The sequence below is a fragment of the Campylobacter sp. US42a genome (assembly GCF_004379055.1).
In the GTDB taxonomy this organism is placed as follows: domain Bacteria; phylum Campylobacterota; class Campylobacteria; order Campylobacterales; family Campylobacteraceae; genus Campylobacter_D; species Campylobacter_D jejuni.
Genome location: NZ_RYYK01000007.1, coordinates 22950 through 48425, shown reverse-complemented (window position 1 = coordinate 48425; position 25476 = coordinate 22950). Strand labels below are relative to the sequence as shown.

The window sequence follows — 25476 nt, the reverse complement described above, 5'->3', positions numbered from 1 at the left end:
AGCAAAATTTAGATATCATCCAAAGTTTATTACATTTTTAAAGAAAGGAATTATTGTGCCTACCATAAATCAATTGGTTAGAAAAGAGCGCAAAAAAGTTTTAGAAAAATCTAAATCTCCAGCGCTTAAAAATTGTCCACAAAGAAGGGGAGTTTGCACTAGGGTTTATACTACAACACCTAAAAAACCAAACTCAGCGTTAAGAAAAGTTGCCAAAGTAAGACTTACTAGTGGCTTTGAAGTGATCAGCTATATCGGCGGTGAAGGTCATAACTTGCAAGAACACAGCATTGTTTTAGTGCGTGGTGGTAGGGTAAAAGACTTACCAGGGGTTAAATATCACATCGTTCGTGGTGCTCTTGATACAGCAGGTGTTGCAAAAAGAACAGTTTCTCGTTCTAAATATGGTGCTAAACGCCCTAAAGCAGGCGCTGCAAAATAATCATTCATACAGACAAATCCGTTAGATTTGATTTTGTTTGAGTAAAATTTAAAATTTGAAGGAAAAATAATGAGAAGAAGAAAAGCTCCGGTAAGAGAAGTCTTGCCTGATCCGATTTATGGTAATAAAGTAATCACAAAATTTATTAATTCTTTAATGTATGATGGTAAAAAAAGCACAGCTACAACAATTATGTATGGTGCTTTGGAAGCTATTGATAAAAAAGGTGGCGAGAAAAAAGGTATTGATATTTTTAATGATGCGATTGAAAATATTAAGCCTTTATTAGAAGTAAAATCTCGTCGTGTAGGTGGTGCAACCTATCAAGTTCCAGTTGAAGTTCGTCCTGCTAGACAACAAGCTTTGGCGATTCGTTGGATTATTTCTTTTGCAAGAAAAAGAAGCGAAAGAACTATGATTGATAAACTTGCAGCTGAGCTTTTAGATGCAGCAAATAGCAAAGGTGCTTCATTTAAGAAGAAAGAAGATACTTATAAAATGGCTGAAGCAAATAAAGCATTTGCTCACTATCGTTGGTAAGAAGGAGTGTGTATGTCAAGAAGTACTCCTTTAAAAAAAGTTAGAAATATCGGTATTGCTGCTCACATTGATGCGGGTAAAACGACTACATCTGAAAGAATTCTTTTCTTTACAGGTATGAGTCATAAAATCGGTGAAGTTCATGATGGTGCTGCAACTATGGACTGGATGGAACAAGAGAAAGAGCGTGGGATTACTATCACTTCTGCGGCTACAACTTGTTTTTGGAAAGATCATCAAATCAATCTTATTGACACTCCAGGCCACGTGGATTTTACAATTGAAGTTGAAAGATCTATGCGTGTTCTTGATGGTGCTGTTGCGGTATTTTGTTCAGTGGGTGGGGTGCAACCTCAAAGTGAAACAGTTTGGAGACAAGCAAATAAATACGGTGTTCCAAGAATAGTATTTGTAAATAAAATGGATAGAATCGGTGCAAATTTCTACAATGTAGAAGATCAAATTCGTAACCGTTTAAAAGCTAATCCAGTTCCACTTCAAATTCCAATTGGTGCGGAAGATAATTTTAAAGGCGTAATCGATCTTGTAACTATGAAAGCTTTAGTTTGGGAAGATGATACTAAGCCAACTGATTATGTAGAAAAAGAAATTCCAGCTGAACTTAAAGAAAAGGCAGAAGAATATCGCACAAAAATGATAGAAGCAGTTTCTGAAACTTCAGATGAGTTGATGGAAAAATATTTAGGCGGAGAAGAATTAAGCCTTGAAGAGATTAAAACAGGGATTAAAGCAGGATGTTTAAGTCTTTCTATCGTTCCTATGCTTTGCGGTACAGCGTTTAAAAATAAAGGGGTTCAACCTTTACTTGATGCTGTTGTGGCTTATTTACCAGCTCCTGATGAAGTGGCAAATATCAAGGGTGAATATGAAGATGGCACAGAAGTTTCTGTAAAATCAACTGATGATGGCGAGTTTGCAGGACTTGCATTTAAAATCATGACAGATCCATTTGTAGGACAACTTACTTTCGTGCGTGTTTATCGCGGTTGTTTGGAAAGTGGTTCTTATGCTTATAACTCAACTAAAGATAAAAAAGAAAGAATTGGTCGTTTGTTAAAAATGCACTCTAACAAAAGAGAAGAGATTAAAGTGCTTTACGCAGGCGAAATTGGTGCTGTTGTAGGACTTAAAGATACTTTAACAGGGGATACTCTTGCAAGTGAAAAAGATAAGGTAATCCTTGAAAGAATGGATTTTCCAGATCCAGTTATTTCTGTTGCAGTTGAGCCAAAAACTAAAGCTGATCAAGAAAAAATGTCTATTGCTTTAAATAAATTAGCACAAGAAGATCCAAGTTTTAGAGTTTCTACAGATGAAGAAAGTGGTCAAACTATCATTTCAGGTATGGGTGAGTTACACCTTGAAATTATCGTTGATAGAATGCTTCGTGAATTTAAAGTTGAAGCTGAAGTAGGTCAACCACAAGTTGCTTATCGCGAAACTATTAGAAAAACTGTTGAACAAGAATACAAATACGCTAAACAATCAGGTGGTCGTGGTCAGTATGGACATGTATTCTTACGCCTTGAACCGCTTGAGCCAGGTAGTGGATATGAATTTGTTAATGATATTAAAGGTGGGGTAATTCCAAAAGAATACATTCCTGCAGTTGATAAAGGTGTTCAAGAAGCATTGCAAAATGGTGTTTTAGCAGGTTATCCTGTGGAAGATGTTAAAGTAACTGTTTATGATGGAAGTTATCACGAGGTGGATTCATCTGAGATGGCGTTTAAACTTGCTGCTTCTATGGGCTTTAAAGAAGGTGCTAGAAAAGCAGGTGCTGTGATCTTAGAGCCTATGATGAAAGTTGAAGTAGAAACTCCTGAAGATTATATGGGTGATGTTATTGGAGATCTTAACAAACGCCGTGGTCAAGTAAATAGCATGGATGAGCGTGGTGGAAATAAAATCATCACAGCATTTTGTCCTTTAGCTGAAATGTTTGGTTATTCAACTGATCTTAGAAGTCAAACTCAAGGTCGTGCGACTTATTCTATGGAATTTGATCACTATGATGAAGTTCCTAAAAATGTTGCGGATGAAATCATCAAAAAAAGAAACGGTTAAATTTTTAGCGGGATTTTTCCCGCTTTCTGTCCTCGTAGCTCAGCAGGATAGAGCGCAAAATTCCTAATTTTGAGGCCGTGAGTTCGAATCTCGCCGTGGACACCAAGTAGTAATTCATTAAGTAATATTAAGATACAAAATACACTATTTTAACAACTTTTCTACATTAAAATTTTTCATTATGATTGAAATTTTTTCTATTTTTTCTTATAATTCTGTAGCCATTTATGTAGCCAAAGTAAAAAAGTTAATTCTGGCTACAAAAATACTAAAAAAAGGTTTTTTAATGCTAACTCAAAAAGATATAGACAATTTAGAAATAAAAGATAAAAGGTATATGATTAGCGTAGGAGAACCAAAAGAATTATATGTCCGAGTTAATCCAACGGGTAAAAAAGTTTTTTATTTAAGAGCTTCAAAATTTAAAAATTTTATAACAATAGGGGAATGCCAAAAAGGTGTTTTAAATGTTACAAATGCAAGAGAAAAAGCAAAAGATCTTTTAAAATCAATGTATGATGGAAAATTTATCGGCAAAAATGATAAGGTTATGACACTTGAAAAAGCAAATTTTCTTTATGTTGATATAAAATCTAAAAAATTAAATTCAGCTACAATTAAAAAAGAACAGTCAATTTTTAAAAAATATATTATTCCAACTTTGGGACAAAAAGATATAAATGAATTGAAAAAAGATGATTTTTTACCTATTTATGATTTAATGCAGAAAAAAGGAATATACGAAACAATAAATAAAAATATATCTTTGCTATGTAGGATATTTGAGATTAGTAGACAAAGAGGTGACTTAAAAACAGATATAATACTTCAATTGAAAGATTTAAAGAAATTTTACAATGAAGCAAATCACAATAAAGTTAAACATTTTAAAGCTATAGTAGAAGAACAAGAAATAAGAAATATGTTAGAATGTATGAAAGAATATAAAAATCATCCACGGACAAATACAACTATAATTAATGCAATTTATTTTACGCTTTTGACAGCACAAAGAAGTAAAAATATTCGATTTGCTAAATGGAGTGATATTGACTTTGAAAACAATCTTTGGATTATAAAAGCAGATGAAATGAAAGTAAGATCTAATGGTGATAATATTATCCCTTTAAATAAATATGCTTTAAAGATACTAGATATGCAAAGAATTTTAAATGGAGATAAAAAGTATATTTTCGCTAATAATAATGGAACTATTAGCGAGAATTTTGCTGTAAGATTTTTTAAATTTTATAATTTAGAGCACACTATACATGGATATCGTTCTACTTTTAGAAGTGTTTATACTAATAAAAGCAATGAGTTAATTCAGCAAGGTATTAGTAAAGATATAGCAGAAATGATATTACATCATATAAGCGGTAATGAAATAGAAAGGGCTTACAACAGAGCCAAGGCAATTGATTTAAGAGTAAAACTTATGCAATGGTATGGAAATTACTTAAACTCTCTTTGTGAGTTTTGCTTTTAATGTCTTTTAGCTTTAAGCCATTTTTCTATTTCTTTTATTTCATATCTTATGGATTTTCCTATGCGAATGTAAGGTATTTTACCATCTTGTCTTAACTTAAATAATGATGTTATACTAACTCCTAAATATTCGCTCAATTCTTTTTCTCTAAAATATTTTTTAACCATTTTCAACTCCTAATCTTTTATCTATAATTTCAAAAATAGTATCCTTGTAATAATTCCAAAGCCATTTCTGTTCTTCATCTTCTAAATCATCAACGCTTAAATTACGCCATTCTTTTATTGTTTTAGTATCACAACCTAAATTCATCATAGTTTTTGTAAAAGTCATAACATAGGTATCCAAGACAACGCTAAAGATATTTTTCATATCTCCTATACAATCCCTAAGATCTACATTTTCAAATATACAATTTTCAAATTCTGTTCTTAGAAAATTACAAAAATGAAAACTTGCTCCACTGAAATCACAATCTATAAAAGATGCATTCTTGCTTGAAATATCATTTAAATTAGCGTTTTTAAAACTAGCACCATTTATAAATGCATTATTAAAATCTAATTCACTTAAATTTATATTTTCCAAGTTTGCATTATTTAAAGAAATCCCTTCTAAAATACAACACTCAACTAATTCTTTTTCGCTTTTCCTATCATTTTCGATAATGATAGTTTCATCAAGTCTTTTTAAAATTCCCATTTTAACTCCTTAATTCTTTTTTTCTAAAAGCTCAACTTGTGCTTTTTGATATTTATAGTTAAAAAACATCAGAATGGAAAATAATACAAAAAGTAAAACTAAGATGATATTTAACATTTTTATAACCGGCAACTTTTATAATCAGCTTTATAGATTTTTTTAACTTTATAATCTATCTGTAAATTAGTTTCTATTTCTTTACAAGTTATAAACCAGAAGTTTTTATCTTCTTGTGTTAATTTATAAATAATTGAATTTCCTAAAAACCCAAAATCTTTAGATACATTGCTAAGAGCTTCATCTTTGCTGAAAGCACATATTGTATCTACAAACTTCTTTAATCTCTCATCATAAAATCCTGTACGACTTTCAATCTCTTTAATTTTTTCTAGCATACATTTATAGAAGTCAAAACCTAAGTTTTTACAAAGATATTGACAATAAGATATAATTCTAGGTATAGATGTTTTTACATGCAATTTTTTAATTACTTTGCAACAAACTTCACTAATCTCATCAGTAAGGTTATATATTTCTATATTTTCATTATTACTACAAAATTCGCAGTAATAATCAAAATCTATAATATCAAAAGCGTTAAAACAAAACACTGCTATGTCACAAAGTGCTTCAACTCTTTCTAAATCATCTTTTGTTCTAAAATACTCGCTTGCTTTTTCAAAAACATTACCTAAAAAATCTTTTCTTTGATTTTCATAGGTTAAATGTCTTTCTTGTCTCCATTGTTTCAATCTTTCTTTAATTTCATTAAATTGAATTTCTGTCATCTTTTTTAATCCTTTGCTATCTTTTTAACTTCTTTTGTGGTATAAATCTCATTTAAAGCATGCAAGATATTAGCTTCTTTTAGTATTTTTATAAAGTTGATATCATCATTATCAAGTTTTGCTTTAAAAGCTAATTTTGAGTTTAAAGATCTTATGTTTTGATAACCATATCTATAAATTTGCATTAAAAAATATCTTCTTTCGATATCTTCGCATTGCAATAATTCTAATTCTATAAAATCTTGGAATATCTCGGCGTTTTCTATGTGATATTCTTTAGAGCTTGAGCCTTTTTCGGCTTTATAAAGCTCTTTTTTGTAATCATAAGCTTTTTTAAGCTTGTCAACTAATTTCATTTTTAACTCCTTAATATCTTTTTCCATTTTTCTTCAAATTCATCATAATTTTTCCAATACTTAAGCTCTTTTTCTAATTTATTTAAAACAGCTTCAAAAACAGTATCTTTACCTATTTTTTCGGCAAATAAACTCATTTCCCATTCTTTTATGCAAAGAATTCCATAATCTTTTGCTAAGATTTTTCTAAGCTCTAACAATTCTTTTTGACTAAGTTTTCTTTTAAAGCTTAGCTCCTTTTTATTTTCTAAGTCGTATTTAAGGGCTTTAATTTTGTTTTCATAATGTTCCTTTTGTTGTGCTAATTGTGATTTGTAGCCGATTTTTTGATGATGATTTAAAGAATTAAGCCTTTGATTTTCATCGCTTAGGGTTTTAAATCTAGCTTTTTCTTGTTCTTGTTCTAGACTTCTAAGCTTTTCTTTCATTTGATAAAAAGCAAAAACTAAAACTTTTTTAGCATTTCTAACACTTTCGCTATTTTTCATATAAGTTAAAAGTAATGTTGCTTGTTGTTCGTTCAGATAGTAAATCTTTTTATAATTTTTAACATTTTTAGAATTTATAATAAGTTGATTTTCAAACTCTAATATTCCAAATTCTTCCAAATCTGCTTTATAGGTTCTAATTAGCTTTTGAATAGAAATTTCATTATTGTTAGTTAGCTTTGAAATCTTATTTTGTGTAGTAACTAAAGCACCATTGTATTTTACAATTAAATCGTTCATAAAATAATCCTTTTATCTTATTTTCGTTTATTTTTTATGATTATAATCGAATTTAAGATAAAAGTCAATAGTTTTAAACGATTTTTTGAATATTATTTTAAAAAAAGTTCGATTATAGGACGGATTTTAAATCCTGCCTATAAAATCCCTTGCTTTTTTAATTGCTTCTAGTATTTCTTTTTGTTGTTTATTCTCTAGCATAAGAGTTAATGCTACTTCTGCCATTTTTGGAATTTTACCACTAGCCCAAGTATTTATTGTAGAAGCAGGGACATCTAATTGTCTTCCTAATTCAGCTTGAGTAATGTTTAATTCTTTACAAACTCTTTTAACGATGTTTTCTTTCTCTTCTTTATCAAAATAAAAATTAAAATCTAAGTTTGGATTATTTTTAAACCATTCTAAAAATTTAGATACAGAATTGATGTCAAAATCATAATTTGCAGTTTCTTTTTGAAACTGATGATAAAGATTATACACATCTAGATAATTATTTGGATAATAATTGCAAATTTTATATCCGCAAGTTAGCAGGAATTTATCAATTTCTTTTTCAAAATCATTTTCTGAAATAAACAATATTGGTTTTATATACTCTATAGTCTTAAAGCGTAATTCACTTACTATATTATCTAATGGTTCTTTTTTTGTTCTTCCTAAAAAACTATCTTTAATGCTATATAGAAACTCAAGAACTTGTATAATTTGTTTTTCGCCTAATTTAAAATTATTATTTACTTCTTTTATACTTTCTGCTATAACACCTTCATCACCTGCTGAAGTTTCATTTTTAAATATTTCTTTTCTATATTTTTCTAAGTTTTGCATTATTTCTCCTTTATTTAAAACATAATTTTAAGGCTCATTTCTAAAGCCCTATTTACAATACTTCTTATAAGCTCATCTCTTCCTGTGTTTAAAGCTTTTTTAGTTGCACCACTAAGCTATCTTGTTTCAAAAGCTCTAATGCTTTTGGCTTTAAAATAGCTTTTTCAACTTTGCCATTTTCTTCCTTTATTGAGGACATTTATATCTAATCATCCAAAAACCATTGGTTATTGTTATATTTAAAAAACCATTGTGGTTATTACATTTTATAGTAAAATCATACTTTTCGCCATATTTATCAGCTTTTAATACTTCATTTAATAAAGATTCTTCTCCTTTATTTTTTAATAGCATTTTAATTTTTTCTGAAAATTTAGGAACATTATCTTTTAAAGAAAGTAGTTCATCATAATCATATTGATTTAATGTCATTATTCTCCTTGATTTTATTTGTAGTGTTTAAAATTTTAAACACAATTTATCTCCAACCTTGTAACTTAATGGTGTATTGCATCATGCCAACTTCTATTAAGTTTTTTTTATTTTATCAAAATTTTACTTAAGCAAATAGACTTCTTTCTATATGTTTAAACATAATTTCATTAGCACTTTTAAAAAAGTCTTTTTTAATCTCAAAGCCATAAGCTTTGCGGTTTAAATTTGTAGCTGCTAAAAGAGTGCTACCACTTCCAGCACATGGATCTATAACAACATCGCCTGCATCTGTAAAAATAGTGATTAATCTTTCTAGCAATTTAACAGGCTTTTGTGTGGGATGTACTTTAGGAATACCTTCATCTTTTTGCCAATCCATGCAGTTATAAATCATCTTTCCATCATTGTTAAATTTTGGAAGTTTTTCACGATATAAGATTAAAGCATATTCACAATTTCCAACTATTTTCATATTTGCTTTTAAAACTTGAGATGAGCTTTGTTTTCTAAAAACTAAATTTATATAATGATTAAAGCCATATTTTTTAGCTACTTCAATTAACATTGCTTGTTGTTCAAAAGAGCAAAAAACAATCATACAAGGACTTTTACCGCATTCTTTAGGTTCTTTTATAAGCATTTTTGAGCAAAAGTGCATAAATTCGCTAACTTTAAAATCATTATCTGTATCAAAAAATGCCTTGTTTGCTTTTTTACTTTTTCCATTTTTATTATCCCCATTTATATACCATTCAGGAGATGAAGCATAAGCATTGTTTCTTAGATTATAAGGAATATCAGCTATTACAAGCTGTGCTTTTGGTATATTATATCTTTTAAAATTTTGAAAATGGTCGTTATATAAATTTAGTTTCATTCTAACTCCTTAGAAATTTTTCAACATCTTCAAAAGCTTTCACAATAAGCTTTTTTTCATGAAAGTAATTTCTTCCGCTTGGCTTACTTTTGTAAATTTTGTAAGCCTTTCTGAGTTCTTTTTTACTTATGTGATTTTTATAATTTATTTTCTCGATTTTTATTTCATTTTGTTTAGCAAATTCGCAAAAACAAGTTCTTCTTTCGCTAAATGGTATGATTTTTACAATTTCAAGATAATTAGAACGGGAAACTTCCATCATCATCTCCTATTTCGATATATTTTTCATTGTTATTTTTTTTTACTTCATTTCCATAAGGATTATAGCTTTGATTTTCTTTTGGAATAAATGATTTATTATTGTCGTTGTTTAACGATTTATGTCTTGCTTTAAAAGATTTTATAGATAAAGGTTCTTTGTTATTTTGGAACTCATCCATGCTTTGCATCTTTTCATTAAAAATTCTATCAAGAAAAATTTTGTTAGCAATTTCTCCATTTTTACTTAAATATTCTTCTGTCCCAAAACCTAAAACTAAAAGTTTATTAACTAAAGAATTTAGATAAATAACTTCAGTCTGCACTCCAAAAACATTCTCATTTCCCTTTTCGCTAAAATCAAGTTCATCAATTCCAAAGAATTTCATAATAGCGTTTAATTGTCTAAATCCTAAATAATTTTCTTTTTCTCCATTTTTATTGATATAGCTAAAATCGTTATTTTTAGCTACAAAAAGATTAAAAATAGCTAGTTTTTGCTCTTTTCTGGTTAAAAATTCAAAACAAATAAAAGTATTATTGCTTCCATCGCTTGCCAATTTATCATATAAAAAGGCTTTGCGGAAAACTCCACTATAAAGCCCACCTTCACTTAAATACTCTACGCTTGGCGAATAATTTGCCACTTCAAAACTTGCCTTAAATGCTGGTAACATTATAATCCTCCTTTTAATTGTGTTAAAAATTCATCTTTATTATTTAGAACTTCTTGTATTTTTTCACTTGTAAATAAAGAATGTTTTTTTATAAAATTGTTTTGCTCTTGGGTGTTTAAACCATTATCACTCATAAATTTTCTAAGTTCAGCACCTAAAGCTTTTATCTCTTTTGCTTTATTTTCTATAGCTTTTTCATCACTACCCCAAACTTTTAAATTTTCATTTGGATTTAAAAATCGCTTTTCCTTTATTGTTTCTAATTCACTCTCATCAAGCATTCCAAGTCCGCAAATACTTAAGGTTACACGCCTTTTTGCTTTTGTGATAGCTTTCATTATTGCGTTTGCTAAATTATCGCCACCTAAATTTTTAATATTTAAAGCACCTGTATCGCAATCAGTTCTTCCATCTGGTGTTGCTGCGTAGGCTGTAACCATATAAATATCGCCAACTTGTGCCACTTCTGTTTTTGTAATACTTACTTTTCTTATTTGTCTTAGCTGATCTGTTGCTGATTTATTTGCATATAAAGTAAGTTTGCCATTTAATACTATGTATTCAAAAGGCTTTGTAAGCATGTTTAAGCTTAAACTTTCACAAAGATTTTTAACATAACTCGCTCGTTCTACATCACTAAGTTTTGATAAATCACCTTTTACCAAAGCCAACTCATAAGGATTAAAATTTATTTCTAATTTATTTTCTTCTTTTAATACAACTTCATTACTCATTTTATGCTCCTTTTTTGATTTTTAAACACATTGAAATACTTTCTTTATAAAACTCTTTAGGCACAGTAATATTTTTTTGCTCTAAAAAGCCCTTATAATCAATTGTAGTTCTACTTTGCGGATAAATTGTAATATCCAAACATCTTGCTTTTTCTCCATTTGCTAAGGCTATGAGTTCTTTTTTAAGACTTTCTAGCTTTTCTTTAATAGGTTTAATCGTGTTTTCAAGCCTTATAATTTCAATCGTTAGATTTTTTGCTTTAGTATCTTCAAGCTCTTTATATTCGCTTTTTTGATCTATGATATAATCTAATATAAATTGCTTTATATTTTTAACCAACCATTCTTGATAAGCTTCATCTTTTGAAACTTCGCACTCTACAATCTCTTCTTCTTTATTCATGGCTACAAAAATGCATTTTTCTTTACCACTGATATAGAGTTGAAATTGCACTTGAGCGTAGTATTTATCACTTGGCTTTTTATTTCTTTTGATAAAATCATACTCATCTTGCGAATATTTAAACTCATAAACAACCCCATTTTCATCAATACCATCTAAGCTCGCTATAAACATTTCATTTTCTAGACTTTGCAAAACTACAGGAGTGATACTCACAGAATGTAAAAACTCAACTCTAGCTCTAATCAAAGCTTCATAGTTATTGCCTTTTTTCATAGCTTCATTTTGATAAACTTCTTTAAGTCCCAAGATGATATCTTTTGTTTCTTCTTTGGAATTAAAAGCACCTTTGATACCTACGCAAGATGCTACCATCGATGCACCTATTTTTCCTTTTCTAAAATTTAACCATTCATGGCTACCTTGTTCTAAGTCAATTATTCTGCAATTCATTTTATCCTGCCTTTTTTATTTTTGGAGTGCTTTTTAAAATATAAAAAGTATTTCTCGTTTCTTTGTTTCTAACTGTTTCTATTTCATAACCTTTATTTCGAAGATTATAAATATAAGCTCCAAGCCTTGTAGTAATTCTTTTATCAATGCAATAGAAATTATCTATAATTCCATTTTTTAATAATAGTTCTAAAACTATTTTTTCTTGTTGTTTTGATGTTATTTGCATTCTTTATCCTTTAATCTTTTTACTTCTTTAATAGCTTTATCATCATTTTTAAAAACGCCTATAAGCCCTAAAGCATCAAGTATTTTTATACGAAAATTACTAAGTTTTACATTGATTTTAATTTCTTCTTCTAGCTTCAATGAAATTTCATTTATAGCAGTATCTTTTAATGCTATTACACCTTTTAACCTTTGAATTTCTTTTTCTAAATATCTTATTTTTTCATTTTTTTTACTATTTAGGAACATAGTTTCGACCTTTCTTTTATATAAAGAAGCTCATAAATTTTATTTTGCAAAGAGCTAATTTCTTTTATATTTTTCATATTTGCTTCTATTTGATCTTTTAACTCTTTTAAAAGTTCTATTTTTTCATTTTCAAGATTAGAAATTTCAGTTTTTAAAAATCTATTTTCATCTTTTAAAGACTTATTTAGCTTCATTTCTTTTCTATATTCATCTTTACTTAGTTTTATAATGACTTGTTCTTTTGTGTGATAAGCTTTCATTTTTCTCCTTTTAGATTAATGCTTAAAAGGGACAACTGAGTTCTTTAGAATAGGAAATAAAACAAAAAGGTAAATTCTCAAGTAGTTAATTTGTAAAAGTTGCCCCATTTAAGCATTAAAGGAGTTTAAGAAAAGCCGAGTAAATCCGCAAGTCTCGGCATTGTATAATCGTTTAAGTTTATGCTAAGCGGATTTAGTTAAAATTTATCTGTGTTAAAAAATATTAGAGTTTTATAAGCTCTCTAATTAGCTCTAAGATTAAGATTAAAATTGTTAAAATTTTATCCCACATTTTAGAGCCTCCTTTCTCAACACCGAGACAAGTTAGCAACTTAAACTTTATAATTATACTTTCTTTTTCTTAAACTCTTGATTTTCTGTCGTTTTTAAAGTGCAAGAAAACCTTAAAAATAGCACTATAAACAATAATAACGAGCCAAGTTTATGGATAACTTGCTAACCCTTCCGCTATACAGAACTATCAACGCAATAGTAAAGCTTAATTTTCAAGCGGTCAAAAGCTTAAGAAAGCCCTTTTTAAAGGACTTGTTAAACTTTTAAAAAAGCTTTTTACATTGTTTTTCGAATTTTCTAACTCTCTCTAAAAGCTCATAAGCATTTCTTATAAATTCATCTCCATAAGCTTGTAAAGATATTGCTATTTCTTCATCATCTTCTAAGCTTATTTCCAAAGAGTTTTTAAAATCTTGCAAGTTTGCAAATATATTTTCTAAATTCTCTTTGCTTTCAAACTCATTTGCAATTAATTCTTTTGTTTGGTTATAAATTCTTTTTTCTTCTCTATCAAAATAAAAATCTGTAAAACTCATTTTTTCTCCTTTTTGTTTTGTTAAAATAATTGTAGTATTACTACACTTAAACTATGCTTAAATAATAGTAGTATTCCTACATTTTTTAAAAATATTTTTTTGGTATAATTTTTTAATGGGAAGATGAAAAATCTAAAAATATTTAAAAATATTTTTAGAAAATTGGAAGGATTAAAATTTGAGAATAATACTAGCTTTATTTATATATATTTACGCCTTTGGGGTTGATGTATGTGAGCGAAGAGATATTGAAATGTCTGCATATATAGAAAAACACGCCGTTGGTTATAAAAACAAAAATTTTAACCTTCCAGAAGAAAAACTATACAAAAAATCTTTTAGTGATTGCTATGATAAAAAGAATAAAGAAGCTTGTTTGTATATTTATAATAATTTTGCTATAGATGAAAATTTTAAAATTGAGAGCAATATATTTAATTTGATTACAATAATGACTTATGTTGGTTTAACTCTTGATATAGACAAAGATAAAAAGTATAAAGAAATTAATCGATTGATAGCTTTAGATAGTTGGAAAAAAGCGTCAGAATTGATAGATTTTGTTTTGAGTAAAACCAATGATACAAAAACTATAGAGGGGCTAAAATTACTAAAAAAGATGAGTGATTTTGAAATTAATCGGGCTTATGCATGTCCTTTGTATCATAATGATAAATTACAATCTGATAAAATAGATATGCCTTGTGCCTGTAAAAAAAATACTGCACTTTTAATAAAACCAGATACTATAAAACGAGCTTTTTTAAATTTAAAACTTTTATGTGATAAATATAAAGATAGCGTGAGTTGTGGAGTTGTTGGCGGACTTTATGAGAATGGCAAAGGCATAAGGATAAATTTTAAACAAGCAAAAAAATATTATGGTTTAGCTTGTGATGGTGGTTATCAACTTGGTTGCGATGGATATAAAAGGCTGATGGGGTATTGAGGGTAAATTAATATAAAAACATTTAAAATAGAAAATATAAAAAGACTTTTAGATGATAAAAAATAATTTAAAAAACGCTTTAAAAAAACATATAAAACACCTATAAAGCTTTTAAGACTATAACTTTTTTATTTTAAAGATTATCTATTTTTACATTCATGCATCTAGTAATATCATTTTGAATATTCTTAAATTCTTCTAATAAAGATAAAGTTTTTTCTATTCGGTTAAGCTCTATTTGAAAAATAAAAGCAAGACATTCTTCAAATGTTTGATATTGCTTAAAATTATTAAAGGATTTATAATCTTTTACAAAATCATCATATCTAGCCAATATAACAGTACATAAAATTTTTTGTAAATACTTTATTGTATCTCTATTTTCTTCCTTAAGAATCATGTTAAAAACATTAATTATGTATGCAAAGTTTTTCATACAAGCCCCTTTATATTTTGAGCCTCTTCTACGCCTTTTCCATATTCAATAATATCAAAATCTTCTTTAAAGAACGAAATATCAAAGCCACCTGTAATCTTCATAAAATCTTCATCTAGTATGATTTCTAATATATTTTTTGTCGCTAAAGATGAGTAGTACACTTTTAAATCAGCATCTTCAAATCTTGTAAAATTTTTATCATTCATTCTTTTTTTAGAAGTTGCAATTGTTTTATTTAATTGTTTAATAATTTTTCTTATTTTTTGCTTTTCTTGTATTTTATTTTTTCCTTCAAGTGTTAAAAAATAATTTTGGTCACATAAACTAGTATAAAAAGCCCATCTATTTAATTTTTCAACTTCACTGCACAAACTAATATAATCTTCCGTTTTAACAGTTTTTAAAGCATGTTGAGTATTTTTTGATTTTACTTCTATGGGTAACTTTGCATTATAGTCAGCATTTAATGTGTTAGCCGATATAAGCAAAGCTATGGCACATACGCCAGAGATTATTCCTTTCATAATTAACTCCTTGTTCCATTTAACTAATTTTATCAGTTTAACTCTTCAAATAAAATAAAAATTAAAATTTATCACAATTAACCTTATATTTTTTTATACCCTCGTCATCCACTTCATGGTTTGGCACTTGATAACATTCTTTAAAATTCTCGCCTTTTAAAATCTTAGTGTAAGAGCTTGGAATGGCAATTTGATTTCTTATTCTTTGTGGATTATTATCATAATTAACCAAATTTAAAACTTCTAAACTTCCAAGCTTTGAAGCTACTTGTCTTTCTCTTTTTTCAATCTTGTTCCAAACCCTTTGATTGATTTGTGGATTTTGTGGAGTAATATTACTCATTAAGAATGTGCTTCTTTGAGCTTGAGTTGTTTTTCTCATTGAGGCATTAGAAAGAGTGTGTCCTCTATCATAACCACTATTTTTATAATCACTCCAAGTGGTGCGATATTTTTTAGGGATATTTGTATCATCTTCAAATCGTGGGCGTTTTTTAATTTGTTCGCCTTTTAAATTTTCCGCTTCTAATTTATAAGCTACAGCTTTAGTGCCTTTATAATTATAATCATAACAATTTAGATAATAAAACTTATCTAAAACTTGAGAGCAGTTTTGTTTAGTAAAATACTTTGCAAAATCTTCACTCGGTTTATATTGTGTGTAATCAGCTAAGGCTAGAGTTGTCAATAATGATAAGATTATAAGTTTTTTCATTTTGTTTAACTTGTTGCTTTAATCATTTCTTTTAAAGTTCTGCTTTGGTTTTCTTCATCATAAAAAGGTTCAAAGTTAAAATGCACTTTTTCTAAATTTTCCCTACCCTTTTGAGTTTTTTTACTAAGCGTAAATTGTTCACATTGTAAGAAATATAAAAGCATATCATATTCTAAAGTTTTTGCAAAAGCTTCTTTTATATCATCTATGTTTGCTATATTTCCAAGTCTTGAAAATATTTCATTTTTAGAATGCTTATTTATAATATGAAAGTTATATTCTCCACGCTCAGATATTAGTTCTAAATCATTTTTAAAATCAGTATCTATTAAATTAATAGCATTATTTTTTATTTCCTCGTATCTTATATTTCTTTCTTTTGATTCAAAATTTTTAAATTTTTCTCCTATTTTTTCATAATATAAAAAATTTTTTGCACTTTCTAAAGTATCATGCAATATAGTATCAAATTCGCTAAACCTAAAATGATTACCATACCAATATTTTTCATTTGTTTCTAATTTTAATCTTTCAATACTATTTTTAATAAAATTGGTATTTAGAAAATGACATTTAGATAAGATTTTTAAATGTGTATCGCTAATATAATCTTGTATTTTGTTTCCATTCTCATCCCAAAGCCAAAAACCTATATTTATAAATTCTTCACTGGCTGAGTAAGGAAAATATTTTATCATTTTATATTTAAACATTTTCATAACTATATACCGCTTTTTGTCCTTGTCTTTTATATATCATATTGCTTAAAGCTTGTTTTTGTGCTGAAGTCAAGCTTAGCCATTCTAATGGTATAGCGTTTATTATATCTAAAATTTCTTGACAATTTAATTTCTTTTCATTTATTTTGATTTGTTTTAAGTGGTCAAGCAATAAATAATCTTTATCGAAAGTATTTTTATCAAAATACTGATTAGAGTTAATCTCATCATCTAAAATAATATCTAATGCCTTTAATATATCAAAAGCTAAGCCAAAATCAATCAAAAAAATCTTTTTTAAATCATTGATTAAAATATTTGGATTTTTAAATTCTCTATCACTATTCATTAAAATTCCATCATACAAGCAAGTATAATTTTTAAATTTATTTGTTAATTCTTTTGGATAAATTTTACTTGCATTAAATATATATGAAATTCCTAAATTTAAACCTTTTGAATTTTTGATATTTTCTAATGCCTCCCTGTCTCTTTGAGTTCCATTTTTTAATTTGTTATCTGCTAATTTTATAAAATCATCATCTATATTTAATAAAGCTATACTGGGAATATCTTTAAAATTTAATTCTTGCAAATATAAATAAGAAAAAAGTTCAGCAAATAAGCTTTTTCCAGTTCCGCAAACACTATTATATTTAGTTTTTAATATAAATTTAGAATTATCTTTAATGCTTACTTCCAAAGGACAACTAGCTCCATAATCAGTAACCCTTATAATATTAGATATCTCAAAAATATTTAATTTTACTCTCATCCCACCACTTCTATAAAATTTTTAAAGGTTTCAACAGCCATTTTTGATACTACAGCACCTAAGATCTCGCATTGTTCAAATTCGCTATTATCTACTTTTTTATCCTCGTATTTTTTATTTTCAGAAACTAAAAAAATATAATCTTCAAAAGGTTCTTTTTTAATTTTTTTGCAAAATAAATCATCGTTTTTTCTAAAAATAACAATATCTGCATTTGAAATAGTTTGAAGTGAATTTTTGCTTCTATCCACAATAATAAAATCTCCATTAGATAAAATAGGTTCCATGCTATCGCCATTAATTTTTATAATATCATAACTCTTCTTTATAGGTATATCTAAAATTTCTTTTAGAAAATTTTCATCAACGGAAACTATTTTAACTTCTTCACTTTGAGATGATGTTCCAAGTCCTGCACTTGCATAAATATCTGGGAAATATCTGAAATTTATTTGATTATCATCTTGTAAAAAAGATTTTATACTATCATTTACTGGAGCAAGTTTACTAACTGGCACTTCTAAAACTTTTGCCATAGTTATAATATTTTTGTAATCCTCAGGTTGATTGTTTTCACTTCTATACCAATAAGTTATTCCATCTAAAGTGATTTCATATCCATTTTCTGAAAGCATCTGTGCAAATTTTGCTCTGCTTATTTTTTTTTCTTTTAAAATTTGTGATAAATATTCTTTATCAAGCTTATAAAATGTTTTATTTTTTTCCATTTTTTATCCACCTTATTAATTGTAGTAATTATACATCGACTATTTAAAAAAATATATGTAGTATATTTACATATTTTTTAAACTTAATTTTATAGTAGTTATGCTACATTTTTAAAAATATTTTTAGGAATTGTAAGAATATGAATAGAAAAAAATTAAAAAAAATACTACTTGATTATTATAGCAAAGATGGCGTTGGAAGTATTTTAAGCTCTAGAATAGGAATTAAAGTTCAAGTAGCCGGAGAACTTTGGGAAAAACATCAAATACCACCTAATATTTGGGGTAAAAATAATAGGAATAAATTGCTTAAATTTTTGGGAGAAAGCGAAAGGATAGAGAATGAAGGCGATTGAACTAAAGGTTAAAAAATGGCTTTTATAGCGGGATTTTCAATAGGTTTTTTTAGTTTATTTTTTAATTTGGAAAATCTTTTAGGATGATTAATGCTTGATAGGGTATTTGAAATAATAGGATTATTTATTTTTACTTTGATGATGTTGCATTTTAGACTGTTTCTAGTGGCTGGTATTTCGGCTGGGATTTTAATATCTTGCATTTATCATTATCTAAAACGCATTTTTTATCACGGTAGTGAGGACAAATAATGTATTTAAATTTATCTTTTTTAAAAACCATTTCAAAAGGAGTTTTTTTTGTAACTAATTTATATCCTAAGTTAGGATATAGTCTTTTTGTCAAATCGTTTTCTAGCTTCATATCTTTAATACAAACTCTTTTTAGTTTTTGTTTTTTAGTTAAATATAAAAACAAAGGACGGATACTTAAACCAAATAAAACACCTATTAAAAAATATAACAAATTTTCTAAAGTGGCGGTTTTTAGCATTTCGGATAAGAAAGAATTAAACATAAAAAACCTTTTTAATTTAAATTATAACATAAAGGAGAGTTGGTGATACCAAATTTTATAGCAAGTTTTGATGTAGCTTTGGGGCGTAAAAGCCTAAGAGAGAGAAAAGGCTATTTGAAATTATCAAACACTATAGCTTATGGTGGTCTTAGTGTTGATGCTTTAGCATTGTATATTCAATTAGCAAAGCTTAGTGAAAAAACGATTATAAGTGAGATCTATCTAAGAGAGTTTATAAAAGTTAAAAATAATCAAAGAATGAGTTTAAATAGATTAAGAATTGCCAAAAAAGAATTAATCGAGCTTAGGCTTTTAGAAATTAAAAAGGTTAGAAATGGATCTTTAAATTTTTATGAATGGATTTTAAAAGATGAAAATTATCAAGTTAAAAAGCATTTTAACAAATCTTTATCTTTGCTTAAAAACAGTGATGAAAAGCTAAGCAAAACTCTTAAAAATAACACTTCATCAATCGACAGAAAATTAACCACTGAAAACGAAAAAAAAGAGAATTTGCATTATATAGAAACACGCACGCACGCACGTGATAATAAATTTATAAATAATATAAATATCAATAATAATAAATTTATAAAAAAAGAGAATTTAGAAAATTTAAAAAATAATCAAGAAAAGAAAGAACGCGTTTCTAATCAAAACGCCTCTTTTGTGACGAGCTTTATTGATTTTAGCAAAAAGGAGTTAGAGAAAATGGCAAAAAAAGAGTTTAAAGTCCCAAATGCAAATGAACTCATGAGACAAATAATAGCTTTTAATGAGAAAAATGGCACAAACTTTGGTGAAGAGTTGGCTAATGATTTTATAGGCTATTGGGATGCTAGGGAATGGAAAAGAAATGGAAAAAGAATGTCAAGTGTGGCAGGAAGTCTTTATACATGGCTTAAATACGCTAAAGAAAATGAAGCAAGAAAAAATCAGCGTTTTAACAGAAAAAAAGAAGCCAATTCTAGTGTGGTTGATAGCTTGATGGAGTATTACGGAATGAAAGATGAGAACAAAGACAAGATCTTAGGATGCTTTTAAGGAGTAAAAAATGCAAGAAAAAATACAAATTTTAACGGACTTATTGGAAATTAATAAGGCTCAAGCAACTGATATAGTAGGTAGATATTTGCAAGATGCAAAGGATATTCATGCTTTCTTAGATTTTTATTTCGAAACTTTAGAAAGAGAGAATATCGTAGGGACCACCTATGAGAAATTAAGAATGGTTTGTAAAAAAGCAGAGATTGAATTTAAAAAACGCTTTGAAGATAAAGAAATATTTTTAGAATGGCTTTGCAATAAATATAAAAACCAAGCTTGCTTTAGACTACATGAAGGAGATTTTGAATATTCGTATTTTGCTAGCTGCGGAAATGGTAAAAAGATTAAAATCAACCAAAAATCAATTGATATCTTAGTTTGCGTAAATGCTTTTAAGCAAATCTCCTATAAAAATGGCGAACCATTAGAAAATAATGAATTTAAAGAAGCCCTACTTGAATTTATTTTCAAAAATCAAGACAGAATAGGAAAAAATTTGAATATTCCTTTGTCGGTTAAAAAAATAGAGAAAGTTTTAAGCCTAGAAGAAAAAAGAGAAATCGAAAAGATTGAAGAAACAAAACTTTTTAATGAAAACAAAGATAGGTTTGAAATTTTTATAAAAAGCAAAAAAGCTTTTAAAAAAATAAGCTAATTTTAAGAAAGCCTGAAATGGAAAAGTATTTTTTAAAAATTGATTTAAAAAGCAACCCAGTTCCTTATAAAAGAACCACGCAAAGATCTAAATTTGCATGTAAAGATTATCTTAAATATTTAGATTTTAAAAAACTCTTGCAAATGGAGTTTAGAAGACAAAATAATATTAGCTGTTTTCAAGCCTTTGATAAGCAAAAGAAATATGAGTTTTCTTTAAAAATAGGATTTAACAGCAAAAGGCATGGCGATGGGGACAATATCGTAAAATGCGTGTTAGATGCGTTATTTGAAAACGATAAGAATGTTTTAAAAGGCGATTATGAGATTATTAGTTTTAAAAAATCTTTTTTAGACTTAGAAATCAAAGAATTTAATTTTAAAGAAGGGGTGGCTTGATGGCTAGAATGATGACAAATGGCAAAAGTATGACAAAAGAAGAGCTTGTTTCAAAAATAGAGAGTTATTTTAATGAAAGAGTTGTCTTAAAAGAAACTAAGGAGAGTATTATTTTTGCACCTAAAACAAAAGTGGGATTAGCTGTGTATTTAGGAATTACAATACAAACTTTAGGCGAGTGGGAGAAGGATAAGGATTTTGGAGAAATTGTATCTCAAGCTAAGCAAAAATGTGAAATGGATATTTTAAACCATTCCTTAATCGGCACTTATACTCCTAGCGTTAGTATGTTCTTGCTAAAAAATCAACATGGATATGTGGATAAACAAGAAGTTGTCAGCGATAACGTTCAAAAAATTGAAATTATAAGAAGTGAAATCAAATGAAATTAAAAATCGATTTTTCTTACACTCCGGCACAACTTAAAGTTTTTGATGATAAAAATCCACGCTTTATAACTGTAGCAAAGGGCAGAAGACTTGGTTTTACAAGGGGAAGTGCTAAGTTTGTTATCGAAAACTTGCTTTTAGGACAAAATGTTTTATGGGTGGATACCATACAAGCAAATTTACAAAATTATTACGAGTTATATTTTACACCTGAGTTAAAAAACTTGCCAAAAGATTTTTACTCATGGAGTGTGCAAGATAAGAAACTAATTATTAATGGAGCAGTGCTTCATATGAGAAGTGCTGAAAGAAGTGAAAATATCGAAGGTTTTGGATATGACCTTGTTATTTTAAACGAAGCAGGAATTATTTTAAAAGGCAGCAAAGGAGAATATCTTTGGTATAACGCCATACGCCCTATGTTGCTTGATAATCCTAAATCAAGAGCGATTATCGGTGGAGTTCCTAAAGGAAAAAATCTATTTTATGAACTTTGCAGAAAAGAACTCAGCGATAAAAATTGGAAACATTTTCAATTCTCAAGTTATGATAATCCATTTTTAAAAGAAGAGCAAATTAAAGAATTAATTGAAGAAGTAGGCGGAGAAGGTAGTGAAGTTGTCAAGCAAGAAATTTATGGCGAGTTTATAGATAGCTCGAGTGCTGAATTATTTTCTCTAAGTGAAATTGAAAATGCGATGAGCAAGAACTCTTTTAGTATTGAAAAAATGCAAGGAGAGAATATTTGGGGGCTTGATGTAGCAAGATATGGAGATGATAAGAGTGTTCTTGCAAAAAGAAAAGGTTTTGTAATTGATGAGATTAAAAAATACTCACAACTTGGAACTATTGAGCTTTCAAACAAAATACTAGCCGAATATAACCAAAGTGAAGATAAGCCTAAAGGAATTTTTATAGATACTTGCGGACTTGGTGTAGGTGTATATGATGTTTTATTAAATTATGGTTTGCCTGTATTAGAGGCAAATTCTGCAAATTCTGCAACAAGTAATGAATACTTAAATAAAAGAGCACAAATGTATTTTACTTTTGCCAAAAATTTAAAACATATGGAGCTTTTTAAAGATGAAGAATTAAAAAAAGATATGAGAATGATTGAGTATGAATATAGCGACAAGGGGCTTTTAAAGATAGTCTCAAAAGAGTATTTAAAAAAGAATTATGGCAAAAGTCCTGATGTTAGCGATGCGGTGGCATTAACTTTTTTTGAAAAACTATACAGCAGAAACAATACTAATGAAGATTGGAGTTATGATGGCTGGTGAGTTTTTAATGATCTATGATGCAATTGATGTAAACAAAATAAAAAAGCTTTCAAATTTAAGCGATGAGGCTATAAAGTCAAGTCTTGCAAATGAATTTTTAGAGCTTGTATCAGGGTTTAATAATATTTCTAAAAAGAAATTTAAAAGAGAATTTGCGGAGTTTTTATTTGAAAAAGGAGTGAATGAAAAAGATATTTTAAAAATAACAAATTTAAGCAAAACAACAATATGGAGAATTATGAATGAAAACAAAAAGAACTAATGATGAGAGAGTGTCGTTTTTAACACAACTCATTAGCGAAAGTAAAAGTGGATATGAAAATTACAAACCACACTTTAAAGAGTTGCAAGATGCTTATTTGCTTGAAAATAAGGTAATGCAAAAACTAAGAAAAAGAAATAAATCAAGCATTTACATACCAAAAATAAACGCTAAGGTAAAGTATTTAATCACTAGCTTAAATGATGTGTATTTTAATAGTGAGAGAATGGCAGATATTGAAACTTACATTAATAGTGATGATACGATTATAGAGCTATGGCAAAACGCGATTGATTTTTATAGTGGAAAAATCAATATGTTTAAGATTTTTCAACCGCTTTTCTTAGATGTTTTACTTGTGGGAACAAGTATAGCCAAGGTTACTTGGCATAAAGGAATGCCACGCATTGAAAGAGTAGATATTGATAGTATTTATTTTGATCCAAATGCGTTAAATAGCGAGGATGTAGGATATATAGTCAATGAAATTTACCTAACCTATAATCAAATCCATGAAAGACAAAAGCTAGGTTTTTATAAAAAAATTGAAATTAAAAAGCTTTTTGATGAAGATGATGAGTATAAAAAAGTAAAGCTTTATGATATTTATGAAAGAAAAAACGATGATGAGTGGGTGGTTTCTACCTTATTTGAAAATAATTTACTTAGAAATGAAGTTACTTTGCAAGATGGACAGCCTTTTATCTGGGGTTCAATGCTACCACAACTTAAAAAGATAGATAACGAAAACTATGTAAGTGCTTATGGCGAGCCTATAATGGCTTCTGCTATGCCTTTGCAAGATGAAATTAATATAACTAGAAATCTTTTAATAGATGCAGTAAGAACTCATATCATGCCTAAAATAATGATGCCAAAATCAATGGGAGTAAGCAGAGAAGATATAGAAACCTTAGGAAAACCAATATATACAGACGATCCAAAGGGTGTGCAAATATTACCACCACCAAATGTAAATAGTGCGGGAATGAATTTACAGCTTTTAGAAAGCGAACTCACAGAAGTTACAGGAGTTAGTCCACAAAACAATGGAGCTCAAACTGCACAAAATGAAACAGCAACAGAAATTAGCATAAAAGCACAAGAAGGCGGAAGAAGAAGTGCTGACTATATAAGACAGTATAACGAAACTTTTATAGAGCCTTTATTTGATAGATTTGCAATGCTTGTTTTTAAGTATGGCGAAGATAGTTTTTTCAATGGTTATCAAAGAGAGGATATACCTAGTTTTAGATTTAAAATTCAAACCGGCACAGGTGCCATGAATAAAGAAATTAGACGTGCAGGAATTCAAGCTAGTATGCAAGTTTTTTCACAATTATATCAAATGTATATGAGCATAGGCGATGCAAATTCTGCTTATGGGATTATAAATGCTAGCAAAGAACTTACTAAAGAATTATTACCAATTTTAGGTGTAAAGAATGTAAATAGTTTATTTGCTTTTGAAAACAATGAAGATATTAATCCACAAATGCAAGGAGAAGCTAATGCTTAATATTGAAATTAAAAGCGATATATCTAAAACCAAAGGAGGAAAGAAATTAATAGATTTTATCAAAGCAAAATATAGTGAATGTTTTTATATAGCAAAAAATAATGATGAGAAAGAGTTAAGGTTAAAAGCTTTAGATACTATGGCTTTTTTAGACATAATAATCAATAAAATAAAGGATGAAGAAGATGGAAAATGATGCTTTAAAAGATTTAATAAATGTCATAACAGATGATGATAAAGGACAAGTTGCTAATAATGGCGATGAACCTACGCAAGTAGAAGATAATGAACCTATGCAGGTTGATAATGAGAACGAGCCTGATTATAAGGCGATGTTTGAAGCTTATAAAAGTGAAAATGACAACAAATTAAATGCTTTAATGGGTGAGCTTGAAGCTTTAAAAAATCCAAAAAAAGAGCCAAGCGAACAAGAATTACAAAGAGAGCAATATTTAAAAGAATTAGGACTTGATGGACTTGATGAGAAATTAAAAAGGCTTGAAGAGCTTGATAAAAAGCAAAAAGACAAAGAAGAGCAAGATGCACTAATCGCTAAATACGCACAAGTAGAAAGCGAGTTAAGAAAAGCCTATCCTGATGCGGATTTAAAGGCTATGGCAGAACTTGCAACAAAATTAAATGGTTTAGGCGAAGGTAATATTGACAGCTGGAAAACCTTGCTTAATTTGGTCGGAAAATCAAATAATGCCAAAAAAGCTGAAGATTTATCAAGTGCAAATAATAATGTAAGAACTAGTGATTTTAACGATAAGTTAAAAAAAGGCGAAGTTAGCGAGATAGATCTAGGCAAAGAATTATTAAGTTTAGTATAA

Annotated in this window: 38 protein-coding genes and 1 tRNA gene; 16 read left to right on the top strand and 23 right to left on the bottom strand. The window is 28.1% G+C overall.

From position 1 onward, the window contains the following. Nucleotides 1–55: 55 nt before the first annotated feature. The 5 genes from rpsL (at nucleotide 56) to ELQ10_RS07250 (ending at nucleotide 4559) form a co-directional block, all read left to right on the top strand. Complete coding sequence (rpsL, locus tag ELQ10_RS07270) at nucleotides 56–442, top strand: 30S ribosomal protein S12 (RefSeq protein ID WP_002782934.1); 387 nt, start codon at nucleotides 56–58, stop codon at nucleotides 440–442. A gap of 69 nt (nucleotides 443–511) precedes the next feature. Next, nucleotides 512–982: a 30S ribosomal protein S7 gene (gene rpsG, locus ELQ10_RS07265; RefSeq protein WP_002779471.1), complete on the top strand. Its 471-nt coding sequence runs from the start codon at nucleotides 512–514 to the stop codon at nucleotides 980–982. A 12-nt stretch (nucleotides 983–994) separates the two neighbouring features. Further along, on the top strand, nucleotides 995–3070 hold the full coding sequence (fusA, locus tag ELQ10_RS07260) for an elongation factor G (protein ID WP_002779472.1): 2076 nt from the start codon (nucleotides 995–997) through the stop codon (nucleotides 3068–3070). 28 nt (nucleotides 3071–3098) lie between these two features. After that, nucleotides 3099–3175 (top strand) — tRNA-Arg (locus ELQ10_RS07255). A gap of 181 nt (nucleotides 3176–3356) precedes the next feature. Next, nucleotides 3357–4559: a site-specific integrase gene (locus ELQ10_RS07250; protein WP_038402048.1), complete on the top strand. Its 1203-nt coding sequence runs from the start codon at nucleotides 3357–3359 to the stop codon at nucleotides 4557–4559. Here ELQ10_RS07250 and ELQ10_RS07245 read toward each other — a convergent pair. From ELQ10_RS07245 to ELQ10_RS07170, 16 genes are all read right to left on the bottom strand, one after another. Further along, nucleotides 4556–4726: a helix-turn-helix domain-containing protein gene (locus ELQ10_RS07245; RefSeq protein ID WP_002864902.1), complete on the bottom strand. Its 171-nt coding sequence runs from the start codon at nucleotides 4724–4726 to the stop codon at nucleotides 4556–4558. The two genes, ELQ10_RS07250 and ELQ10_RS07245, sit on opposite strands and share 4 nt — an antisense overlap. Next, a complete protein-coding gene (locus tag ELQ10_RS07240; protein ID WP_038402049.1) occupies nucleotides 4719–5261 on the bottom strand; it encodes a pentapeptide repeat-containing protein in 543 nt (180 codons plus the stop codon). The genes ELQ10_RS07245 and ELQ10_RS07240 overlap by 8 nt, the downstream gene beginning before the upstream one ends. A gap of 119 nt (nucleotides 5262–5380) precedes the next feature. Further along, nucleotides 5381–6049 (bottom strand): hypothetical protein, encoded by a 669-nt coding sequence (locus ELQ10_RS07235; RefSeq protein ID WP_052805320.1) that lies wholly within the window; start codon nucleotides 6047–6049, stop codon nucleotides 5381–5383. A 5-nt stretch (nucleotides 6050–6054) separates the two neighbouring features. After that, complete coding sequence (locus ELQ10_RS07230; protein WP_002875041.1) at nucleotides 6055–6405, bottom strand: hypothetical protein; 351 nt, start codon at nucleotides 6403–6405, stop codon at nucleotides 6055–6057. A gap of 2 nt (nucleotides 6406–6407) precedes the next feature. Then, a complete protein-coding gene (locus ELQ10_RS07225; RefSeq protein WP_052805321.1) occupies nucleotides 6408–7133 on the bottom strand; it encodes a Rha family transcriptional regulator in 726 nt (241 codons plus the stop codon). A gap of 126 nt (nucleotides 7134–7259) precedes the next feature. Further along, nucleotides 7260–7961, bottom strand: coding sequence for a helix-turn-helix transcriptional regulator (locus tag ELQ10_RS08680; RefSeq protein WP_243833037.1), 702 nt, complete (start codon nucleotides 7959–7961; stop codon nucleotides 7260–7262). A gap of 186 nt (nucleotides 7962–8147) precedes the next feature. Further along, on the bottom strand, nucleotides 8148–8393 hold the full coding sequence (locus tag ELQ10_RS07215; protein WP_057031929.1) for a hypothetical protein: 246 nt from the start codon (nucleotides 8391–8393) through the stop codon (nucleotides 8148–8150). Nucleotides 8394–8520: 127 nt separating this feature from the next. Further along, entirely contained in the window at nucleotides 8521–9273 is a 753-nt protein-coding gene (locus tag ELQ10_RS07210) for a site-specific DNA-methyltransferase (protein WP_032582843.1), read from the bottom strand. A 1-nt stretch (nucleotide 9274) separates the two neighbouring features. Then, the gene (locus ELQ10_RS07205) at nucleotides 9275–9532 is read right to left on the bottom strand and encodes a hypothetical protein (RefSeq protein WP_134250413.1); all 258 of its coding nucleotides are present in this window, start codon (nucleotides 9530–9532) and stop codon (nucleotides 9275–9277) included. Further along, nucleotides 9513–10208 carry a hypothetical protein gene (locus ELQ10_RS07200; protein ID WP_052799615.1) on the bottom strand — a complete coding sequence of 232 codons (696 nt, stop codon included), beginning with the start codon at nucleotides 10206–10208 and terminating at the stop codon, nucleotides 9513–9515. Before ELQ10_RS07200 ends, ELQ10_RS07205 begins: the two co-directional genes overlap by 20 nt. Beyond that, nucleotides 10208–10942 (bottom strand): hypothetical protein, encoded by a 735-nt coding sequence (locus ELQ10_RS07195; protein ID WP_002929379.1) that lies wholly within the window; start codon nucleotides 10940–10942, stop codon nucleotides 10208–10210. The genes ELQ10_RS07200 and ELQ10_RS07195 overlap by 1 nt, the downstream gene beginning before the upstream one ends. 1 nt (nucleotide 10943) lies before the next feature. Further along, the gene (locus tag ELQ10_RS07190; RefSeq protein ID WP_022552237.1) at nucleotides 10944–11798 is read right to left on the bottom strand and encodes a lambda-exonuclease family protein; all 855 of its coding nucleotides are present in this window, start codon (nucleotides 11796–11798) and stop codon (nucleotides 10944–10946) included. A 1-nt stretch (nucleotide 11799) separates the two neighbouring features. Next, nucleotides 11800–12027, bottom strand: a complete 228-nt coding sequence (locus tag ELQ10_RS07185; RefSeq protein ID WP_002874355.1) for a helix-turn-helix domain-containing protein — start codon at nucleotides 12025–12027, stop codon at nucleotides 11800–11802. Then, nucleotides 12018–12275, bottom strand: coding sequence for a hypothetical protein (locus tag ELQ10_RS07180; RefSeq protein WP_002865124.1), 258 nt, complete (start codon nucleotides 12273–12275; stop codon nucleotides 12018–12020). The genes ELQ10_RS07185 and ELQ10_RS07180 overlap by 10 nt, the downstream gene beginning before the upstream one ends. Beyond that, complete coding sequence (locus ELQ10_RS07175) at nucleotides 12266–12535, bottom strand: hypothetical protein (protein ID WP_022552238.1); 270 nt, start codon at nucleotides 12533–12535, stop codon at nucleotides 12266–12268. The genes ELQ10_RS07180 and ELQ10_RS07175 overlap by 10 nt, the downstream gene beginning before the upstream one ends. 557 nt (nucleotides 12536–13092) lie before the next feature. Continuing rightward, on the bottom strand, nucleotides 13093–13365 hold the full coding sequence (locus ELQ10_RS07170) for a hypothetical protein (RefSeq protein WP_002875050.1): 273 nt from the start codon (nucleotides 13363–13365) through the stop codon (nucleotides 13093–13095). A 178-nt stretch (nucleotides 13366–13543) separates the two neighbouring features. Here ELQ10_RS07170 and ELQ10_RS07165 point away from each other — a divergent pair, with 178 nt between their 5' ends. Further along, nucleotides 13544–14314 (top strand): SEL1-like repeat protein, encoded by a 771-nt coding sequence (locus ELQ10_RS07165; RefSeq protein ID WP_065453880.1) that lies wholly within the window; start codon nucleotides 13544–13546, stop codon nucleotides 14312–14314. A 133-nt stretch (nucleotides 14315–14447) separates the two neighbouring features. Here ELQ10_RS07165 and ELQ10_RS07160 read toward each other — a convergent pair whose 3' ends face one another. The 6 genes from ELQ10_RS07160 to ELQ10_RS07135 form a co-directional block, all read right to left on the bottom strand. Further along, nucleotides 14448–14750 carry a hypothetical protein gene (locus ELQ10_RS07160; RefSeq protein WP_021358115.1) on the bottom strand — a complete coding sequence of 101 codons (303 nt, stop codon included), beginning with the start codon at nucleotides 14748–14750 and terminating at the stop codon, nucleotides 14448–14450. Further along, nucleotides 14747–15277: a hypothetical protein gene (locus ELQ10_RS07155; RefSeq protein ID WP_024266027.1), complete on the bottom strand. Its 531-nt coding sequence runs from the start codon at nucleotides 15275–15277 to the stop codon at nucleotides 14747–14749. The genes ELQ10_RS07160 and ELQ10_RS07155 overlap by 4 nt, the downstream gene beginning before the upstream one ends. A 61-nt stretch (nucleotides 15278–15338) precedes the next feature. Continuing rightward, entirely contained in the window at nucleotides 15339–15992 is a 654-nt protein-coding gene (locus ELQ10_RS07150) for a DNA/RNA non-specific endonuclease (protein WP_134250405.1), read from the bottom strand. A 5-nt stretch (nucleotides 15993–15997) separates the two neighbouring features. Continuing rightward, nucleotides 15998–16705, bottom strand: a complete 708-nt coding sequence (locus ELQ10_RS07145; protein ID WP_052805202.1) for a hypothetical protein — start codon at nucleotides 16703–16705, stop codon at nucleotides 15998–16000. Then, entirely contained in the window at nucleotides 16698–17486 is a 789-nt protein-coding gene (locus ELQ10_RS07140) for a HipA family kinase (protein WP_011049706.1), read from the bottom strand. Before ELQ10_RS07140 ends, ELQ10_RS07145 begins: the two co-directional genes overlap by 8 nt. Beyond that, nucleotides 17483–18214 (bottom strand): S24 family peptidase, encoded by a 732-nt coding sequence (locus ELQ10_RS07135; protein WP_052775412.1) that lies wholly within the window; start codon nucleotides 18212–18214, stop codon nucleotides 17483–17485. The genes ELQ10_RS07140 and ELQ10_RS07135 overlap by 4 nt, the downstream gene beginning before the upstream one ends. Before the next feature lie 140 nt (nucleotides 18215–18354). Between ELQ10_RS07135 and ELQ10_RS07130 the strand changes: the two genes are divergently transcribed. After that, nucleotides 18355–18570, top strand: a complete 216-nt coding sequence (locus ELQ10_RS07130; protein WP_002925661.1) for a hypothetical protein — start codon at nucleotides 18355–18357, stop codon at nucleotides 18568–18570. A 151-nt stretch (nucleotides 18571–18721) separates the two neighbouring features. On the opposite strand, the gene ELQ10_RS07125 is transcribed toward ELQ10_RS07130, so the two are convergent. Beyond that, nucleotides 18722–19087: a hypothetical protein gene (locus ELQ10_RS07125; RefSeq protein ID WP_002874369.1), complete on the bottom strand. Its 366-nt coding sequence runs from the start codon at nucleotides 19085–19087 to the stop codon at nucleotides 18722–18724. 42 nt (nucleotides 19088–19129) lie between these two features. Here ELQ10_RS07125 and ELQ10_RS07120 point away from each other — a divergent pair, with 42 nt between their 5' ends. The 9 genes from ELQ10_RS07120 to ELQ10_RS07080 are packed head-to-tail and all read left to right on the top strand — an operon-like array spanning nucleotide 19130 to nucleotide 25476. Further along, nucleotides 19130–20131 (top strand): hypothetical protein, encoded by a 1002-nt coding sequence (locus ELQ10_RS07120; RefSeq protein ID WP_134250404.1) that lies wholly within the window; start codon nucleotides 19130–19132, stop codon nucleotides 20129–20131. 10 nt (nucleotides 20132–20141) lie between these two features. Continuing rightward, entirely contained in the window at nucleotides 20142–20789 is a 648-nt protein-coding gene (locus tag ELQ10_RS07115; protein WP_134250403.1) for a hypothetical protein, read from the top strand. A 17-nt stretch (nucleotides 20790–20806) separates the two neighbouring features. Beyond that, nucleotides 20807–21187: a hypothetical protein gene (locus ELQ10_RS07110; RefSeq protein WP_002810222.1), complete on the top strand. Its 381-nt coding sequence runs from the start codon at nucleotides 20807–20809 to the stop codon at nucleotides 21185–21187. After that, nucleotides 21187–21573: a terminase small subunit gene (locus ELQ10_RS07105; RefSeq protein WP_002861661.1), complete on the top strand. Its 387-nt coding sequence runs from the start codon at nucleotides 21187–21189 to the stop codon at nucleotides 21571–21573. The genes ELQ10_RS07110 and ELQ10_RS07105 overlap by 1 nt, the downstream gene beginning before the upstream one ends. Beyond that, nucleotides 21570–22862, top strand: coding sequence for a terminase (locus ELQ10_RS07100; RefSeq protein WP_002875069.1), 1293 nt, complete (start codon nucleotides 21570–21572; stop codon nucleotides 22860–22862). The genes ELQ10_RS07105 and ELQ10_RS07100 overlap by 4 nt, the downstream gene beginning before the upstream one ends. Continuing rightward, nucleotides 22852–23124 (top strand): hypothetical protein, encoded by a 273-nt coding sequence (locus ELQ10_RS07095; RefSeq protein ID WP_002781524.1) that lies wholly within the window; start codon nucleotides 22852–22854, stop codon nucleotides 23122–23124. Before ELQ10_RS07100 ends, ELQ10_RS07095 begins: the two co-directional genes overlap by 11 nt. Next, nucleotides 23105–24643 (top strand): hypothetical protein, encoded by a 1539-nt coding sequence (locus ELQ10_RS07090; protein WP_057039874.1) that lies wholly within the window; start codon nucleotides 23105–23107, stop codon nucleotides 24641–24643. Before ELQ10_RS07095 ends, ELQ10_RS07090 begins: the two co-directional genes overlap by 20 nt. After that, nucleotides 24636–24839 carry a hypothetical protein gene (locus ELQ10_RS07085; protein WP_000931940.1) on the top strand — a complete coding sequence of 68 codons (204 nt, stop codon included), beginning with the start codon at nucleotides 24636–24638 and terminating at the stop codon, nucleotides 24837–24839. Before ELQ10_RS07090 ends, ELQ10_RS07085 begins: the two co-directional genes overlap by 8 nt. Continuing rightward, the gene (locus tag ELQ10_RS07080) at nucleotides 24829–25476 is read left to right on the top strand and encodes a hypothetical protein (protein ID WP_052773613.1); all 648 of its coding nucleotides are present in this window, start codon (nucleotides 24829–24831) and stop codon (nucleotides 25474–25476) included. Before ELQ10_RS07085 ends, ELQ10_RS07080 begins: the two co-directional genes overlap by 11 nt.

Coding starts and splice junctions, on each gene's coding strand:
- rpsG (WP_002779471.1), top strand. CDS start 512: ATGAGAAGAAGAAAAGCTCCGGTAAGAGAAGTCTTGCCTGATCCGATT.
- fusA (WP_002779472.1), top strand. CDS start 995: ATGTCAAGAAGTACTCCTTTAAAAAAAGTTAGAAATATCGGTATTGCT.
- ELQ10_RS07250 (WP_038402048.1), top strand. CDS start 3,357: ATGCTAACTCAAAAAGATATAGACAATTTAGAAATAAAAGATAAAAGG.
- ELQ10_RS07245 (WP_002864902.1), bottom strand. CDS start 4,726: ATGGTTAAAAAATATTTTAGAGAAAAAGAATTGAGCGAATATTTAGGA.
- ELQ10_RS07240 (WP_038402049.1), bottom strand. CDS start 5,261: ATGGGAATTTTAAAAAGACTTGATGAAACTATCATTATCGAAAATGAT.
- ELQ10_RS07235 (WP_052805320.1), bottom strand. CDS start 6,049: ATGACAGAAATTCAATTTAATGAAATTAAAGAAAGATTGAAACAATGG.
- ELQ10_RS07230 (WP_002875041.1), bottom strand. CDS start 6,405: ATGAAATTAGTTGACAAGCTTAAAAAAGCTTATGATTACAAAAAAGAG.
- ELQ10_RS07225 (WP_052805321.1), bottom strand. CDS start 7,133: ATGAACGATTTAATTGTAAAATACAATGGTGCTTTAGTTACTACACAA.
- ELQ10_RS08680 (WP_243833037.1), bottom strand. CDS start 7,961: ATGCAAAACTTAGAAAAATATAGAAAAGAAATATTTAAAAATGAAACT.
- ELQ10_RS07215 (WP_057031929.1), bottom strand. CDS start 8,393: ATGACATTAAATCAATATGATTATGATGAACTACTTTCTTTAAAAGAT.
- ELQ10_RS07210 (WP_032582843.1), bottom strand. CDS start 9,273: ATGAAACTAAATTTATATAACGACCATTTTCAAAATTTTAAAAGATAT.
- ELQ10_RS07205 (WP_134250413.1), bottom strand. CDS start 9,532: ATGGAAGTTTCCCGTTCTAATTATCTTGAAATTGTAAAAATCATACCA.
- ELQ10_RS07200 (WP_052799615.1), bottom strand. CDS start 10,208: ATGTTACCAGCATTTAAGGCAAGTTTTGAAGTGGCAAATTATTCGCCA.
- ELQ10_RS07195 (WP_002929379.1), bottom strand. CDS start 10,942: ATGAGTAATGAAGTTGTATTAAAAGAAGAAAATAAATTAGAAATAAAT.
- ELQ10_RS07190 (WP_022552237.1), bottom strand. CDS start 11,798: ATGAATTGCAGAATAATTGACTTAGAACAAGGTAGCCATGAATGGTTA.
- ELQ10_RS07185 (WP_002874355.1), bottom strand. CDS start 12,027: ATGCAAATAACATCAAAACAACAAGAAAAAATAGTTTTAGAACTATTA.
- ELQ10_RS07180 (WP_002865124.1), bottom strand. CDS start 12,275: ATGTTCCTAAATAGTAAAAAAAATGAAAAAATAAGATATTTAGAAAAA.
- ELQ10_RS07175 (WP_022552238.1), bottom strand. CDS start 12,535: ATGAAAGCTTATCACACAAAAGAACAAGTCATTATAAAACTAAGTAAA.
- ELQ10_RS07170 (WP_002875050.1), bottom strand. CDS start 13,365: ATGAGTTTTACAGATTTTTATTTTGATAGAGAAGAAAAAAGAATTTAT.
- ELQ10_RS07160 (WP_021358115.1), bottom strand. CDS start 14,750: ATGAAAAACTTTGCATACATAATTAATGTTTTTAACATGATTCTTAAG.
- ELQ10_RS07155 (WP_024266027.1), bottom strand. CDS start 15,277: ATGAAAGGAATAATCTCTGGCGTATGTGCCATAGCTTTGCTTATATCG.
- ELQ10_RS07150 (WP_134250405.1), bottom strand. CDS start 15,992: ATGAAAAAACTTATAATCTTATCATTATTGACAACTCTAGCCTTAGCT.
- ELQ10_RS07145 (WP_052805202.1), bottom strand. CDS start 16,705: ATGTTTAAATATAAAATGATAAAATATTTTCCTTACTCAGCCAGTGAA.
- ELQ10_RS07140 (WP_011049706.1), bottom strand. CDS start 17,486: ATGAGAGTAAAATTAAATATTTTTGAGATATCTAATATTATAAGGGTT.
- ELQ10_RS07135 (WP_052775412.1), bottom strand. CDS start 18,214: ATGGAAAAAAATAAAACATTTTATAAGCTTGATAAAGAATATTTATCA.
- ELQ10_RS07130 (WP_002925661.1), top strand. CDS start 18,355: ATGAATAGAAAAAAATTAAAAAAAATACTACTTGATTATTATAGCAAA.
- ELQ10_RS07125 (WP_002874369.1), bottom strand. CDS start 19,087: ATGTTTAATTCTTTCTTATCCGAAATGCTAAAAACCGCCACTTTAGAA.
- ELQ10_RS07115 (WP_134250403.1), top strand. CDS start 20,142: ATGCAAGAAAAAATACAAATTTTAACGGACTTATTGGAAATTAATAAG.
- ELQ10_RS07110 (WP_002810222.1), top strand. CDS start 20,807: ATGGAAAAGTATTTTTTAAAAATTGATTTAAAAAGCAACCCAGTTCCT.
- ELQ10_RS07105 (WP_002861661.1), top strand. CDS start 21,187: ATGGCTAGAATGATGACAAATGGCAAAAGTATGACAAAAGAAGAGCTT.
- ELQ10_RS07100 (WP_002875069.1), top strand. CDS start 21,570: ATGAAATTAAAAATCGATTTTTCTTACACTCCGGCACAACTTAAAGTT.
- ELQ10_RS07095 (WP_002781524.1), top strand. CDS start 22,852: ATGGCTGGTGAGTTTTTAATGATCTATGATGCAATTGATGTAAACAAA.
- ELQ10_RS07090 (WP_057039874.1), top strand. CDS start 23,105: ATGAAAACAAAAAGAACTAATGATGAGAGAGTGTCGTTTTTAACACAA.
- ELQ10_RS07085 (WP_000931940.1), top strand. CDS start 24,636: ATGCTTAATATTGAAATTAAAAGCGATATATCTAAAACCAAAGGAGGA.
- ELQ10_RS07080 (WP_052773613.1), top strand. CDS start 24,829: ATGGAAAATGATGCTTTAAAAGATTTAATAAATGTCATAACAGATGAT.